17 protein-coding genes and 1 other RNA gene are annotated in these 14,620 nt (G+C 60.3%); 11 read left to right on the forward strand and 7 right to left on the reverse strand.

All coding sequences use genetic code 11. From position 1 onward, the window contains the following. The first annotated feature begins 25 nt into the window (after positions 1-25). Entirely contained in the window at positions 26-1,120 is a 1,095-nt protein-coding gene (gene zapE, locus JV241A_RS04150) for a cell division protein ZapE (RefSeq protein ID WP_115085415.1), read from the forward strand. 126 nt (positions 1,121-1,246) lie between these two features. On the opposite strand, the gene JV241A_RS04155 is transcribed toward zapE, so the two are convergent. Further along, positions 1,247-2,143 (reverse strand): GlxA family transcriptional regulator, encoded by an 897-nt coding sequence (locus JV241A_RS04155; protein WP_166675646.1) that lies wholly within the window; start codon positions 2,141-2,143, stop codon positions 1,247-1,249. Positions 2,144-2,357: 214 nt separating this feature from the next. Next, a complete protein-coding gene (locus tag JV241A_RS04160; protein ID WP_115085416.1) occupies positions 2,358-3,398 on the reverse strand; it encodes an NADP(H)-dependent aldo-keto reductase in 1,041 nt (346 codons plus the stop codon). Between the two features lie 252 nt (positions 3,399-3,650). Between JV241A_RS04160 and rplM the strand changes: the two genes are divergently transcribed. The 7 genes from rplM (at position 3,651) to JV241A_RS04195 (ending at position 8,521) form a co-directional block, all read left to right on the forward strand. Continuing rightward, positions 3,651-4,079: a 50S ribosomal protein L13 gene (gene rplM, locus JV241A_RS04165; RefSeq protein WP_115085417.1), complete on the forward strand. Its 429-nt coding sequence runs from the start codon at positions 3,651-3,653 to the stop codon at positions 4,077-4,079. Between the two features lie 14 nt (positions 4,080-4,093). After that, positions 4,094-4,486 carry a 30S ribosomal protein S9 gene (rpsI, locus tag JV241A_RS04170; protein ID WP_115085418.1) on the forward strand — a complete coding sequence of 131 codons (393 nt, stop codon included), beginning with the start codon at positions 4,094-4,096 and terminating at the stop codon, positions 4,484-4,486. A gap of 263 nt (positions 4,487-4,749) precedes the next feature. Further along, complete coding sequence (gene petA, locus JV241A_RS04175; protein WP_010220763.1) at positions 4,750-5,343, forward strand: ubiquinol-cytochrome c reductase iron-sulfur subunit; 594 nt, start codon at positions 4,750-4,752, stop codon at positions 5,341-5,343. Then, positions 5,343-6,554 carry a cytochrome bc complex cytochrome b subunit gene (locus JV241A_RS04180; protein ID WP_115085419.1) on the forward strand — a complete coding sequence of 404 codons (1,212 nt, stop codon included), beginning with the start codon at positions 5,343-5,345 and terminating at the stop codon, positions 6,552-6,554. Before petA ends, JV241A_RS04180 begins: the two co-directional genes overlap by 1 nt. After that, positions 6,554-7,333, forward strand: a complete 780-nt coding sequence (locus tag JV241A_RS04185) for a cytochrome c1 (protein WP_134061427.1) — start codon at positions 6,554-6,556, stop codon at positions 7,331-7,333. The genes JV241A_RS04180 and JV241A_RS04185 overlap by 1 nt, the downstream gene beginning before the upstream one ends. Positions 7,334-7,451: 118 nt before the next feature. Continuing rightward, entirely contained in the window at positions 7,452-8,069 is a 618-nt protein-coding gene (locus tag JV241A_RS04190; protein WP_010220766.1) for a glutathione S-transferase N-terminal domain-containing protein, read from the forward strand. 17 nt (positions 8,070-8,086) lie between these two features. Then, positions 8,087-8,521 carry a ClpXP protease specificity-enhancing factor gene (locus JV241A_RS04195; protein ID WP_115085421.1) on the forward strand — a complete coding sequence of 145 codons (435 nt, stop codon included), beginning with the start codon at positions 8,087-8,089 and terminating at the stop codon, positions 8,519-8,521. Between the two features lie 51 nt (positions 8,522-8,572). On the opposite strand, the gene JV241A_RS04200 is transcribed toward JV241A_RS04195, so the two are convergent. The 5 genes from JV241A_RS04200 to JV241A_RS04220 form a co-directional block, all read right to left on the reverse strand. Continuing rightward, positions 8,573-8,791, reverse strand: a complete 219-nt coding sequence (locus tag JV241A_RS04200; RefSeq protein WP_038998857.1) for a YgdI/YgdR family lipoprotein — start codon at positions 8,789-8,791, stop codon at positions 8,573-8,575. Positions 8,792-8,871: 80 nt separating this feature from the next. Next, positions 8,872-9,450, reverse strand: a complete 579-nt coding sequence (locus JV241A_RS04205) for a BON domain-containing protein (RefSeq protein ID WP_134061428.1) — start codon at positions 9,448-9,450, stop codon at positions 8,872-8,874. Next, positions 9,447-10,040, reverse strand: a complete 594-nt coding sequence (locus JV241A_RS04210) for a phosphoheptose isomerase (RefSeq protein ID WP_115085423.1) — start codon at positions 10,038-10,040, stop codon at positions 9,447-9,449. The genes JV241A_RS04205 and JV241A_RS04210 overlap by 4 nt, the downstream gene beginning before the upstream one ends. 134 nt (positions 10,041-10,174) lie before the next feature. Further along, positions 10,175-10,546, reverse strand: coding sequence for a YraN family protein (locus JV241A_RS04215; RefSeq protein ID WP_045197304.1), 372 nt, complete (start codon positions 10,544-10,546; stop codon positions 10,175-10,177). Further along, positions 10,546-12,366 carry a penicillin-binding protein activator gene (locus tag JV241A_RS04220; protein ID WP_115085424.1) on the reverse strand — a complete coding sequence of 607 codons (1,821 nt, stop codon included), beginning with the start codon at positions 12,364-12,366 and terminating at the stop codon, positions 10,546-10,548. Before JV241A_RS04220 ends, JV241A_RS04215 begins: the two co-directional genes overlap by 1 nt. 186 nt (positions 12,367-12,552) lie before the next feature. On the opposite strand from JV241A_RS04220, the gene rsmI reads away from it, so the two are divergent. From rsmI to mraZ, 3 genes are all read left to right on the forward strand, one after another. Further along, positions 12,553-13,428 carry a 16S rRNA (cytidine(1402)-2'-O)-methyltransferase gene (gene rsmI, locus JV241A_RS04225; protein WP_115085425.1) on the forward strand — a complete coding sequence of 292 codons (876 nt, stop codon included), beginning with the start codon at positions 12,553-12,555 and terminating at the stop codon, positions 13,426-13,428. 67 nt (positions 13,429-13,495) lie between these two features. After that, positions 13,496-13,855, forward strand: an RNA gene (gene rnpB / locus JV241A_RS04230) — RNase P RNA component class A. 308 nt (positions 13,856-14,163) lie between these two features. After that, the gene (gene mraZ, locus JV241A_RS04235; RefSeq protein WP_010220775.1) at positions 14,164-14,619 is read left to right on the forward strand and encodes a division/cell wall cluster transcriptional repressor MraZ; all 456 of its coding nucleotides are present in this window, start codon (positions 14,164-14,166) and stop codon (positions 14,617-14,619) included. Position 14,620: the final 1 nt, after the last annotated feature.

Genomic DNA, 14,620 nt, shown 5'->3' on the forward strand with positions numbered 1-14,620 from the left:
GTTTTTGTTACCTTGCTAACGAATTATGACGCCCCTAGAACGATATCAAGCAGATCTGAAACGTCCCGAATTCTTCCATGACGCGGCGCAGGAAACTGCAGTGCGTCATCTGCAGCGCCTGTACGACGATCTGATCGCGGCGCAGAACAACAAGCCGGGCGTGTTCGGCAAATTGTTCGGCAAGAAGGACCAGGCACCGGTCAAGGGCTTGTACTTCTGGGGTGGGGTAGGCCGCGGCAAGACCTACCTGGTCGATACCTTCTTCGAGGCGCTGCCGTTCAAGCAGAAAGTGCGTACGCACTTCCACCGCTTCATGAAGCGCGTCCACGAGGAAATGAAAACCCTCAAGGGCGAGAAGAACCCGCTGACCATCATCGCCAAGCGTTTTTCCGATGAGGCCCGGGTGATCTGTTTCGACGAATTCTTCGTCTCCGACATTACCGACGCGATGATCCTCGGCACCCTGATGGAGGAGCTGTTCAAGAACGGCGTGACCCTGGTGGCCACCTCCAACATCGTCCCGGACGGCTTGTACAAGGACGGCCTGCAGCGTGCGCGCTTCCTGCCGGCAATTGCCCTGATCAAGCAGAACACCGAGATCGTCAACGTCGACAGCGGCGTCGACTACCGCTTGCGCCACCTGGAGCAGGCCGAGCTGTTCCACTTCCCGCTCGACGAAGCGGCCCACGAAAGCCTGCGCAAGAGCTTCCGCGCGCTGACGCCGGAATGCACCCAGGCGGTCGAGAACGATGTACTGGTGATCGAGAACCGTGAAATTCGTGCCCTGCGCACCTGTGACGACGTGGCCTGGTTCGAATTCCGCGAACTGTGCGACGGCCCGCGCAGCCAGAACGACTACATCGAACTGGGCAAGATCTTCCATGCCGTGCTGCTGAGCGACGTCGAGCAGATGAGCGTGGCGACCGATGACATCGCCCGGCGCTTCATCAACATGGTCGACGAATTCTATGACCGCAACGTCAAGCTGATCATCTCGGCCGAGGTTGAGCTCAAGGACCTGTACACCGGTGGTCGCCTGACCTTCGAATTCCAGCGGACCCTGAGCCGCTTGCTGGAAATGCAGTCCCACGAATTCCTGTCGCGGGCGCATAAGCCTTAAAAGCAGCTGCAAGTTTCAAGCTTCAAGCTGCAAGCAGGATCAAGAGCCAACCGCGCGCTGCTCTTGATCCTGCTCTTGCTTGCCGCTTGAAGCTTGAGGCTTGAAGCTTGAAGCTGAGGAGGCCTTTCAGGCCTCCTGCATAAACTGCTGCCGATACTGATTCGGCGACAACTCCGTGTGCTGCCTGAACAACCGGGCAAAGAAACTCGCATCGTCATAGCCAACTTCATAGCTGATGGTCTTGATGCTCTTGCGCGTGCCCGACAGCAAGCCCTTGGCCGTTTCGATCCGCAGCCGTTGCAGGTAGTGCAGCGGCTTGTCGCCGGTGGCGCTCTGGAAGCGACGCATGAAGTTGCGGATGCTCATGCCGTGGTTGCGGGCCACGTCCTCGAAGCGGAACTTGTCGGCGAAATGCTCTTCGAGCCAGTGCTGGATCTGCAGGATGATCAGGTCCTGGTGCAGTTTCTGCCCGCCAAAGCCCATGCGCCCCGGGGTGTAGTTGCGCTGCACTTCGTAGAGGATGTCGCGGGCCACCGCTTGCGCCACGTTGGCGCCGCAGAATCGCTCGATCAGGTAGATGTACAGGTCGCAGGCAGAAGTAGTGCCGCCGGCGCAGTAGAGGTTGTCGGCGTCGGTCAGGTGCTTGTCCTGGTTGAGGCTGACCTTGGGGAAGCGTTCTTCGAACTGGTTGAAGAAACGCCAGTAGGTGGTCGCCTCCTTGCCATCGAGCAGCCCGGCCTCGGCCAGCCAGAACACGCCGCTGGCTTCGCCACAGAGCACGGCGCCGCGGGCGTGCTGCTCACGTAGCCAGGGCAGTACTTGCGGGTAGCGCTGGCAGAGGGCATCGAAGTCGTCCCAGAAGGCCGGCAGGATGATGATGTCGGCCTGTTCCAGGCCGCTGTCGACCGGCAGCATCACATCGCTGAAACTACGCACAGGCTGGCCGTCAGGGCTCACCAGGCGGGTTTCGAACATCGGTTGCAGGCCCAGGCCCAACTGCTTGCCGTAGCGCAGGCTGGCCAGGTGGAAGAAATCCTTGGCCTGCATCAGGGTCGATGCGAAGACATTGTCGATGGCCAGGATACTGACGCGCCGCAAGGACGCCGTGGGTTGGGTAAACATCATTTTCTTTATTCTTATAGGGTAGAGTGGTCAATCACCGGCTGGATCGTCTTATTTTTTGGCGATTGTGTCTACCCTCGGTTCCCACCTTGTTTGTGGGAACCGGGATCGCGTCTCAGGGCGCGGGGTTGGGCTGGTCCTGATGGATGGCCTCGATGCCCGCCAGCAGCTCGTCGCTGAGCTTCAGGTCGAAGCTGGCCAGGTTGCTGTCCAGTTGCTCGAGGGTCGTGGCGCCGATGATGTTGCTGGTCACGAACGGCTGGCGGGTGACGAACGCCAGGGCCATCTGGGCCGGGTCCAGGCCGTGGTCGTGGGCCAGCTTCACGTAGCGGCTGCAGGCGGCCACGGTTTGCGGGTTGGAGTAGCGCGAGAAGCGGCTGAACAGGGTCAGGCGCCCTGCGGCCGGGCGCGCGCCGTTCTCGTACTTGCCCGAGAGCATGCCGAAGGCCAGTGGCGAGTAGGCCAGCAGGCCGCACTGTTCGCGGATGGCGATCTCCGCCAGGCCCACCTCGAAGCTGCGGTTGAGCAGGTTGTAGGGGTTCTGGATTGAAACCGCACGGCTCCAGCCACGGCTTTCGGCCAACTGCAGGAATTTCATGGTGCCCCACGGGGTTTCGTTGGACAGGCCGATGTGGCGGATCTTGCCGGCCTTGACCTGTTCGTCGAGCACCTCGAGGGTTTCTTCCAGCGGGGTGAACAGGTCCTGCGGCGCGTGCTGGTAACCCAGCTTGCCGAAGAAGTTGGTGCTGCGCTCGGGCCAGTGCAACTGGTAGAGGTCGATCCAGTCGGTCTGCAGGCGCTTGAGGCTGTCGTCCAGGGCGGCGACGATGTGCTGGCGGTTGTGCTTGAGCAGGCCGTCGCGAATATGGTTGATGCCGTTGCCGGGCCCGGCCACCTTGCTGGCCAGGATCCACTGGGCACGGTCGCCGCGCTGGCTGAACCAGTTGCCGATCATGCGCTCGGTGGCGGCGTAGGTTTCCGGGCGGGGAGGGACGGGATACATCTCGGCAGTATCGATGAAATTGATCCCGGCGGCCTTGGCCCGTTCGATCTGGGCGAAGGCCTGGGCCTGGTCGTTCTGCTCGCCCCAGGTCATGCTGCCCAGGCACAGGGCGCTGACGTTGAGATCGGTTCGGCCCAGCTGGCGATAGTCCATTCGGCTGCTTCCTGTCTAAAAGAAGCATAAAAGCAGGTTGAATTTTTTTTCGCAATCTGGATAATTCAGCCCCTCTCCGTGCAGCGGAAGTGATGCCCCGCTCCATAGAAGAACCCTGCCGAATATTGGACGCGCTGACCCGAGCCCCCGATAGCGTCCGTGTGCGGCTGTGTCCTTGACTTGTCAAGGTGCGCACTATCCAGTAAGATCTGCCGTCTTATTTTCGCTGGGCGGCCCCTGAGGCTATAAAGAATGAAAACTTTTACTGCTAAACCGGAAACAGTAAAGCGTGACTGGTTCGTCGTTGACGCTGCTGGCAAGACCCTGGGTCGTCTGGCCACTGAGATCGCGAGCCGTCTGCGTGGCAAGCACAAGCCAGAGTACACTCCTCACGTTGACACCGGCGACTACATCGTCGTCATCAACGCCGAGCAGGTTCGCGTCACTGGTGCCAAGACTTCGGACAAAATGTACTACTCCCACTCCGGCTTCCCGGGCGGTATCAAGGAAATCAACTTCGAGAAGTTGATCGCCAAGGCCCCAGAGCGCGTGATCGAGACCGCGGTTAAAGGCATGCTGCCTAAGAACCCACTGGGTCGCGACATGTACCGTAAGCTGAAAGTCTATGCGGGCGCTGCTCACCCTCATACTGCTCAGCAGCCCCAAGAACTGAAGATTTAACGGAATAGTTCATTATGTCGGCGACTCAAAATTACGGCACTGGCCGTCGCAAGACCGCAACCGCTCGCGTTTTCCTGCGTCCAGGTACCGGTAACATCTCCATCAACAACCGTTCTCTGGACGTGTTCTTCGGTCGTGAAACCGCGCGCATGGTAGTACGCCAGCCGCTGGAACTGACCGAGACCACCGAAAAGTTCGACATCTACGTCACCGTTATCGGTGGTGGTGTCAGCGGCCAGGCCGGTGCGATCCGTCACGGTATCACCCGTGCACTGATGGACTACGACGAAACCCTGCGTGGCGCTCTGCGTCGTGCTGGCTTCGTCACCCGCGACGCTCGTGAAGTCGAGCGTAAGAAAGTGGGTCTGCGTAAAGCACGTAAGCGTCCTCAGTACTCCAAGCGTTAATTTCGCTTCGGTGTTCAAAAAAAGCCCGGTTCCTGGTGGAACCGGGCTTTTTTTATGTCTTGAATAACTATGCTGTTGTTTGCTGTGACAACTTGCCGCATAGACGCAAGTCAAGAGTTACAAGGGATAGCGGGGTGGCACAAGGCTAATCACCTTGTCAGAGAAGGGTCTTTTCATTACCATGCGGCAAATTTTTAGCAGTTCAGAAATTACTTAGTAGATGCCTGTTGCAACAGGCCATAAAGCTGATGGGAGAGGACTGAATGAGCAATGACGGCGTCAATGCAGGCCGGCGTCGCTTCCTCGTAGCAGCCACGTCCGTGGTGGGTGCTGCAGGAGCGGTGGGGGCTGCGGTCCCGTTCGTAGGGTCATGGTTCCCCAGTGCCAAGGCGAAAGCCGCAGGTGCACCGGTGAAGGTCAATATCGCCAAGGTAGAGCCTGGTCAGCAGATGATTGCTGAGTGGCGCGGCCAACCGGTGTTCATCGTCCGCCGTACCGAAGAGATCCTCGGTAACCTCAAGAAGATCACCGGCGACCTCTCCGACCCTGAGTCCAAGGCATCGGTTCAACCGACTTATGTCGATCCGTCGAACCGCTCGATCAAGCCGGAGATCCTGGTGCTCGTCGGTTTGTGCACCCACCTGGGCTGCTCGCCAACCTTCCGTCCGGAAGTGGCACCTGTCGACCTGGGTCCGAAGTGGGTCGGCGGCTACTTCTGCCCGTGCCACGGTTCCCACTACGACCTGGCTGGCCGCGTCTACAAATCTCAGCCGGCGCCGCTCAATCTGCCAGTGCCGCCGCACTCTTATGAGTCGGACGACATTATCGTCGTCGGCGTCGATCAGGAGAACGCGTGATGAGTAAGTTAATGGACTGGGTTGACGCCCGCTTCCCCGCGACCAAAATGTGGGAAGACCATCTCAGCAAGTATTACGCGCCGAAGAACTTCAACTTCTTCTACTTCTTCGGCTCCCTGGCACTGCTGGTGCTGGTCAACCAGATCGTCACCGGTGTGTGGCTGACCATGAGCTTCACGCCGTCGGCCGAAGAGGCATTCGCCTCGGTCGAATACATCATGCGTGACGTCGAATACGGCTGGATCCTGCGCTACCTGCACTCCACCGGCGCTTCGGCGTTCTTCATCGTGGTCTACCTGCACATGTTCCGCGGCCTGCTGTACGGCTCGTACCAGAAGCCTCGCGAGCTGGTGTGGGTGTTCGGCATGCTGATCTACCTGGCACTGATGGCCGAGGCCTTCATGGGCTACCTGCTGCCGTGGGGCCAGATGTCCTACTGGGGTGCCCAGGTGATCATCTCGCTGTTCGGTGCCATTCCGGTGATCGGCGACGACCTGACCCAGTGGATCCGTGGTGACTACCTGATCTCCGGCATCACCCTGAACCGCTTCTTCGCCTTGCATGTGGTGGCCCTGCCGATCGTCATTCTCGGCTTGGTGGTGCTGCACATCCTGGCGCTGCACGAAGTGGGTTCGAACAACCCTGATGGCGTCGACATCAAGAAGCTCAAGGATGAAAACGGCGTTCCGCTGGACGGTATCGCGTTCCACCCTTACTACACCGTGAAGGATATCGTCGGCGTCGTCGTGTTCCTCTTCGTGTTCTGCGCCATCGTGTTCTTCTTCCCGGAAATGGGCGGTTACTTCCTGGAGAAACCGAACTTCGAACAGGCCAACGCCTTCAAGACCCCTGAGCACATTGCCCCGGTCTGGTACTTCACGCCGTTCTACGCGATCTTGCGGGCGGTTCCGGACAAGCTGCTCGGCGTAATTGCCATGGGCGCTGCGATTGCCGTGCTGTTCGTCCTGCCGTGGCTGGATCGCAGCCCGGTCAAGTCCATGCGCTACAAGGGCTGGATGAGCAAGACCTGGCTGCTGGTGTTCTGCATCTCGTTCGTGATCCTCGGTGTGCTCGGCGTTCTGGCGCCTACCCCGGGCCGTACGCTGCTGTCGCAGGTGTGCACCTTCCTGTATTTCGCCTACTTCCTTCTGATGCCGTTCTACACCCGGCTCGAGAAGACCAAACCGGTTCCGGAAAGGGTGACTGGCTGATGAAAAAGCTATTTGCAGTATTGATTCTGGCAGTGATGCCCGCGTTGACCTTCGCCGCCGAACACGGCCTGGAGCTGGACAAGGTCGATATCGACCTGACCGACAAGGCCGCCATGCAGGACGGCGCACGCACCTTTGCCAACTATTGCATGGGTTGCCACAGCGCCAAGTTCCAGCGTTACGAGCGAGTGGCTGACGACCTGGGTATTCCTCACGAGCTGATGCTCGAGAAGCTGGTGTTCACTGGGGCCAAGATTGGCGACCACATGAAGATCGGCATGAAGCCTGACGATGCCAAGACCTGGTTCGGTGCCGCTCCGCCTGACCTGACCCTGGTTGCCCGCGTGCGTGGCACCGACTGGCTGTACAGCTACCTGCGCAGTTTCTATGAGGACAAGTCGCGTCCGTACGGGGTGAACAACAAGGTTTTCCCGAACGTCGGCATGCCCAACGTGCTGGTTGGCCTGCAAGGCAACCAGGTGATTGGCTGCAAGCAAGTGCAGACCGTGGTCGATGGCAAGAAGCAATATGACCCGCTGACCGGCTCGCCGTTGACTCATGAAGCATGTGACCAGCTGACCGTGGAGCCGAAATCCGGTACCCTGACGCCAGAGCAGTTCGACGAGAAGGTCAAGAACCTGGTGACCTTCCTGGCTTACTCGGCTAACCCGGTCAAACTGGAAAGCCAGCGCATCGGTACCTATGTGCTGCTGTATCTGGCCTTCTTCTTCGTATTCGCTTATCTGCTCAAGCGCGAATACTGGAAGGACGTGCACTGATCACGCAGTAGTTTCTGGTAGTTGAACGCGCCCTGGGGCGCCTCTGGATTCACAGGGGCGCCCGCAGGGCGCGTTTGCATTTGCAGCATTTATAAATTCATACGCGAGGAGGACCACTATGGGCGTGACCAACCGGTTAGCCTGCTACTCCGACCCCGCTGACCATTATTCTCATCGGGTGCGCATCGTTCTCGCCGAGAAGGGTGTCAGTGTCGAGATCATCAACGTCGATCCTGGTCGCCTGCCGCCCAAGCTGGTTGAAGTGAACCCCTATGGCAGCGTGCCAACCCTGGTCGATCGCGACCTGGCGTTGTACGAGTCGACCGTGGTGATGGAATACCTCGATGAGCGTTACCCGCACCCGCCACTGTTGCCGGTGTATCCGGTGGCGCGGGCCAACAGCCGCCTGCTGATTCACCGCATCCAGCGCGACTGGTGTGCACTGGTCGACCTCATACTCGACCCGCGCAGCAAGGAGCCTGCACGCGTGCAGGCGCGCAAGGAATTGCGCGAGAGCCTGACCGGGGTGTCGCCGTTGTTTGCCGACAAGCCTTGTTTCCTCAGTGAGGAGCAAAGTCTGGTCGATTGTTGTCTACTGCCCATACTCTGGCGTTTGCCGGTGTTGGGTATCGAACTGCCGCGGCCGGCCAAGCCGTTGCTCGATTACATGGAGCGACAGTTTGCCCGCGAAGCCTTCCAGGCAAGCCTGTCCGCTGCTGAACGTGAAATGCGCTAGGTTTTAAGGAGCTGTCGATGAACTCCAGTCGCCCCTATTTGGTACGTGCACTCTATGAGTGGATCGTGGACAACGACTGCACGCCGCATATGCTGGTCAATGCCGAATACCCGGCCGTCCAGGTACCCCAGAGCTTCGCCAGTGACGGCCAGATCGTCCTGAACATCTCACCCAGTGCCGTACGTCACCTGCACATGGATAACGAAGCAGTGAGCTTCGAGGGCCGCTTTGGCGGCGTTGCCCACACCCTGTTCGTGCCGGCGGGTGCGATTCTGGGTATTTATGCCCGGGAAAACGGCCAGGGCATGGTCTTCGAGCTCGAGCCGCCGCTGCTCGACGATGAAGACGAAGAAGATGACGATACCGTCGAGCCGGATGACGACGGTCCGCCTACCAGTGGCGGCCAGCCGCCACGGCCAAGCGGGCGTCCGAGCCTGAAGGTGGTCAAGTAACAAAAAAGGCGATCCGCAGGGATCGCCTTTTTTGTGTCTGCCCGGCCTGGATTACAGGTCGGTGATGGTGCGGACCTGGTCCTTGTTGACCTTGATCACCTTGCCATCGAGTTGCTTGAATTCGTAGAAGCCGGCGGCGCGATCGTAGCGAGGCGCGTCGACTGCCTGGAATTCGCGGCCGTCGTTGAGGGTGATCTGGCTTGGGGTGGAGCAGCCGGCCAGGGTGGCGAAGGCGCCAATCAGCAAGGTTGGCAGCAGGCCGTTTTTCATGGGGACTTCCTAGAGATGGTTGGATCGCGGGGCAAGCCCGCTCCCACAGGTGGGAGCGGGCTTGCCCCGCAATGGGTTTATCAGTCGATGTATTCGAACAGTTTGACGATCTTCTGCACGCCCGACACACCCTGCACCAGGTTGGTGGCGCGGGTGGCTTCCTGTTGGGTCAGCAGGCCGAGCATGTAGACGATACCGTTCTCGGTGATCACCTTGATGCGCGAGCCGGGAATGTTGCTGTCGGTGAGCATCTGGGTCTTGATCTTGGTGGTCAGCCAAGCGTCGTTGTTACGCGCCAGGATCGAGGAGGGCGGCAGCACCTGCAGTTCGTTGTGCACCTTCTTCACTCGCTGGACCTGGCCTGCGGCCTGTTCGGCCAGGCTCTTGAGGTCGGCGCGCGGAGTTTGTCCGGCGAGCAGGACGATACCGTTGAAGCTGCTGACGACAATGTGCGAGCTCTTGTCCAGGTCAGGGCTGGCCTTGGCAACGTTGACCGATACCTTGGTTTCGATCAGCGAGTCATCGATCTTGCTGCCGAAGGTGCGGGTGCCGCGGTCGTCCTCGATCGGCTTGTCGCGGGTGGCGGTGAGCACCGAGCTGCAAGCAGTGAGGCTCAGGCACAGGGTCAGGGCCATCAGGCCGAGGCGGTTAGGGGTCATTCTTCACTCCCGAACAATTGGCTGTCGATCAGGTCGCAGAGGCAGTGGATCGCCAGCAGGTGGACTTCCTGGATACGTGCGGTGACGTTGGCCGGTACGCGAATCTCGACGTCTTCAGGCAGCAGCAGCGAGGCCATGCCGCCGCCATCGCGTCCGGTCAGAGCTACGACAATCATTTCGCGATCATGTGCGGCCTGGATCGCCTGAATAACGTTCGCCGAGTTACCGCTGGTCGAAATCGCCAGCAACACATCGCCGGGTTGGCCCAGGGCGCGGATCTGCTTGGAGAAGATTTCGTTGTAGCTGTAGTCGTTGGCGATCGAGGTGATGGTCGAGCTGTCGGTGGTCAGGGCGATGGCCGGCAGGCTCGGGCGTTCGCGCTCGAAGCGGTTGAGCAGTTCGGAAGAGAAGTGCTGGGCATCGCCGGCCGAGCCGCCGTTACCGCAGGCAAGCATCTTGCCCTCGTTGAGCAGCGCATTGACCATAACCTGACTGGCTTGCTCGATGTGTGGTGCAAGGACTTCCATCGCCTGTTGCTTGGTGTTGATGCTGGCCTGAAAAAGCTGGCGAATTCGGGATTGCATGTCCATCAGTGTGACCTTAAGTAGGGCGGCTGGCCGGGCGCGTCGGGAGTATACAAAAAAGGTCCCGGCACATGACTGTGCAGCCCGTGAAGCAAAGAGCAAAAAAGTTGTAGGGGTAATGGGGCGCGGGTATGGCGGGTTCAACACTCGAAGGCATTTTTCAGCCAGTCCAGCGGTGGGCCCGAATGACCTCTGCCTTGCAAGGCGATGACATCGAAACGGCAGGGGTGATTGGCCCAGCGTGTTTCCTTTTGCAGAAAAGACTCGGCGGCTAGCACCAGTTTGTCCTGCTTGCGCCCGTCGATACTGGCGAGCGCACCGCCAAAGTCCGCGTGCAGCCGGTAGCGGACTTCGACGAATACTACTGTATCGCTGTCGAGCATGACCAGATCAAGCTCGCCGCGTTTGCATCGCCAGTTCTGCGCCAGCAGCCGCAGGCCTTGCCCTTGAAGGTATTCAAGGGCTTGCCGTTCGGCGGCCTGGCCGGCCTGTTGGCGCGAACTGTCGGGCATCAGCGTGGGGTGTCGGGCAGGCGTTTGACCTGGCCGCCGGAGAACTCGGCCCAGGGCAGTTGCCGCTCGATGCGCTGGTTCTCGTTCATGCTCAGGCTGCCGGACAAGCCGTCGATGCGGTTTTCAGGCAGCGCGCGCAGCTGGCCCAGACGCGGTGCCAGGCTGAAGGCGTCGATGCCCATGGCGTACAGGCGGCCCAGGCTGCCGGCAGCTTGTGGCCACTGGCGCTCGACCTGCTGACGCAGCGGATTGCCGCTGTCGAGCAGCCACGGGGTATCGCAGAAGCGCACGCCGGTGAGGTCGTTGTACTGGTTGACGTCGCCGCTGGCGCTGTACACGTGCGAGGTGGCGTACACCGGAACATCGCCGGCGTACTGGAAGTTCAGGGTCGGCTTGATCTGCTGGCCTTGCTGCGGGGTGGCGGCAAGGAAGATGAAGTCGATGTCCTGGCGGCGCGAAGGCTGGGCCGATACCGCACCGCCTACAGTGTTTTGCAGGCTCTTGGCGCGGCCTTCGCTCTGGCGCAGCTGGAACAGGTCAGCGATCTGCTGAGCCAGGGCCACTGGCTGATCGATGTGCTGGGCGGCCAGCAGGCTGCCGCCGTTGGCTTCCCAGTCCTGGCGGAAGGCCTTGAGCACGCGGTCGCCCCATTCACCTTTTGGCACCAGGGCTACGGCGCGAACCATGCCGTCGGCGCGGGCGCGACGGGACACTTCACGGGCTTCGTCTTCGGCGGCGAGACCGAACTGATACAGCTGCTCCGGGCCTTTCTGGCCTACGTCGCTGTAGTTCAGGGCCAGGGTGGTAATAGGCAGCTGCGGGTAGGCGGCGAGCTTTTTCACCAGCGGTTTTTCCAGCGGGCCAACCACCAGTTGCACGCCCGAGGCCTGGGCCTGGCGATAGAAGTCATCCAGCGAGGTCAGTCGCGAGCTGTCGAAGACTTCGATGGTTGGCGGCTTCTGCCCGGCTTGCTGGGCCTGGAAGTGCGCAGCCATGAAGCCGTCACGCAGGGCGCGGGCCACACCGGCCAGTTGGCCTTCCTGTGGCAGCAGCAGGGCGATCTTGGTCAGCGGCTGGCTGGTCAGCTCCATCAGTTTGATCAGCGAGGGCGGCAGCTGGGCGGCGGCCGGGTGATCGGCGTGCTGGGCGCGCCAGGCATCGATGGCGGCTTGTTGCTGCTCGACGGTGCCGGCGCCTTTTACTGCCAGGGCCAGGCTGGCCCAGCCGGCCATGGTGTCGGTGCCGGTGCTCAGGTCTTTGAGCTGGTCGCGCGGGACTGCCGCTACCAGGTTCCAGATCGCGTCGTTGTTGGTATTGGCGGCATCACCCTTGAGCAACGGCGTCAGTTGCGCGCGCTCCTGGGCGGCAGCCAGGGGCTGGCCATTGGCTTCGAGCACCGCGGCATGCACGCTGCGGGTACGGATCTGTTGATCTTCCGGCAGCTCGTTGAGGCGCGCCAGGCTCGGGTGGCTCAGGGCGGTCAGGGCCAACTTCGGCTGGTTGCGGCTCATGGCCAGTTCTGCCGCCAGAGTGCTGGCGAAGATCTGCTGGGCCGGTTTGAGCTGCTCCAGTGGCACTTGCTCGAGGATGCGCGCGGCGCGGGCATTGTCCTTTTGCTTGTAGGCCAGGTCGGCGGCGCTCAGGCGCAGCAGTGCAGCTTGCTCCGGCGTCTTGCTGGTGGTGGCCTGTTCAAGCAGTTGCTCGATGCTGGCATCCGGTGTGCGCGGCAGTTCGCCGAGGCTCGACGAGGGCGAGCTGGCGCAGGCTGCCAGCAGGGCGGCGAGGCAAAGGGCTGTGAGCAGCCGCAGGCAAGCGATCATGTAAGGGTCCTGTTACTCGATCAAATTAACTGGCAATTGTACCCAAGCGCTGGCCGGGGCGCGATCTTGCTGGCGTTAATCCTTCAATATAGGTCGTGGAGCGCCGGTTTGCGGCAATCCTGATTGCCCAATGTTGCCGAGTCTCGGGCTACAATGGCGCTTTGATCATGATGACAGGTGTGTGCAGTGACTGATGTTCCAGGGGCTTCCCAATCCACTTCGGGCACGCTTTACGTGGTGGCCACGCCGATCGGCAACCTGGATGACATGAGTGCCCGGGCGCTCAAGGTGCTCGGCGATGTGGCGCTGATTGCCGCCGAGGACACCCGTCACTCCATTCGTCTGTTGCAACACTTTGGTATCAATACCCCCTTGGCCGCCTGCCATGAGCACAACGAGCGTGATGAGGGCAGCCGCTTTCTCACCCGTTTGCTGGCCGGGGACAACGTCGCACTGATTTCCGATGCCGGCACGCCGCTGATTTCCGACCCTGGCTATCACCTGGTGCGCCAGGCCCGTGCCGCGGGCATATCGGTGGTGCCGGTGCCTGGCGCCTGCGCGCTGATCGCGGCGCTGTCGGCCGCTGGCCTGCCGTCGGACCGGTTCATCTTCGAAGGCTTCCTGCCGGCCAAGGCGGTAGGACGTCGTGCGCGCCTGAGTCAGGTAAAGGAAGAACCGCGGACGCTGATCTTCTACGAAGCGCCGCACCGGATTCTCGAATGCCTGCAGGATATGGAAGAGGTGTTCGGGGGTGAGCGTCCGGCGCTGCTGGCCCGCGAGCTGACCAAGACCTTCGAGACCCTCAAGGGCTTGCCGCTGGCTGAACTGCGCGCCTTCGTCGAGGCCGACAGCAATCAGCAGCGTGGCGAGTGCGTGGTGCTGGTGGCGGGCTATACCGCGCCGGAGGATGAGCAGGCGGTAAGCACCGAGGCGATGCGCATCCTCGACCTGCTGCTGGCGGAGATGCCGCTCAAGCGCGCCGCGGCGCTGGCGGCGGAAATCACCGGTGTGCGCAAGAACCTGCTGTACCAGGTGGCGCTGGAAAAACAGAAAGACCACTGATGTTATAGTGCTATTATTGGTTTTATCGCTTGTTCTTGGCGCCCGCTACCGTTAACCTTTGCGGCGGAGAGTCGATTGGACAGTCGCTGCCTTCTATTGTTCCGCAATAGAGGGGGGAGGAAAGTCCGGGCTCCATAGGGCAGAGTGCCAGGTAATGCCTGGGGGGCGCGAGCCTACGGAAAGTGCCACAGAAAATAACCGCCTAAGCACTTCGGTGCCGGTAAGGGTGAAAAGGTGCGGTAAGAGCGCACCGCATGACTGGCAACAGTTCATGGCTAGGTAAACCCCACTCGGAGCAAGACCAAATAGGGTTCCATATGGCGCGGCCCGCGTTGGAACCGGGTAGGTTGCTAAAGGCGTCCAGTGATGGCCGTCGTAGAGGAATGACTGTCCTCGACAGAACCCGGCTTACAGATCGACTCTCCACCTCTTCCCTCCTGCTTGAATCGATAGCAGATGCGTCTTCGTAATACCGAAAAAATCTTACTCTTAATAAATTACTTTAACTTCTCACTCTATCCGTCTGAGTGGGTTTGAGTTTTTTCGTCAAAATCCCTTCCGAATTGTCCTTCTATCTTCTCTGTGCGCGCTAAATCTCCGATCTGTAAGGGATTTCCTTATAAGCGTGCCTTGACGGTGTGGTAGGCGGATTCCTATAGTGTGCGCAAGTGGCAGAAAGTGGCATGAAGTGGGTTTTCTGACACAAAAACGCTAACATTGTGGGGAATCGCAGCCGTGTTCCGCGGAGCCAACGCCATCAACCTCGACGCAAAGGGCCGTCTCGCAATGCCGAGCCGGTACCGTGACGAGCTCGATTCGCGTAGTTCCGGGCAGTTGATCGTGACCATCGATGCGGTTGATCCCTGTTTATGCGTGTACCCGCTCGATGAGTGGGAACTGATTGAAGCCAAGTTGCGCGCCTTGCCGTCATTGCGTGAAGAGAACCGTCGCCTGCAGCGTTTGCTGATCGGCAATGCGGTGGATCTGGAGCTTGATGGCAGTGGTCGTTTCCTGGTGCCGCCGCGTTTGCGCGAGTACGCCAAGCTCGACAAGAAGGCAATGCTGGTGGGGCAACTGAACAAATTTCAGCTGTGGGACGAGGATGCCTGGAACGCGGTTTCGGCAGCCGACCTTGCAGCTATCCAACAACCGGGCGCCATGCCTGATGAACTGCGTGATTTGATCCTGTGAC

It is taken from the genome of Pseudomonas sp. JV241A (assembly GCF_900275665.1).
Classification (GTDB): domain Bacteria; phylum Pseudomonadota; class Gammaproteobacteria; order Pseudomonadales; family Pseudomonadaceae; genus Aquipseudomonas; species Aquipseudomonas wadenswilerensis.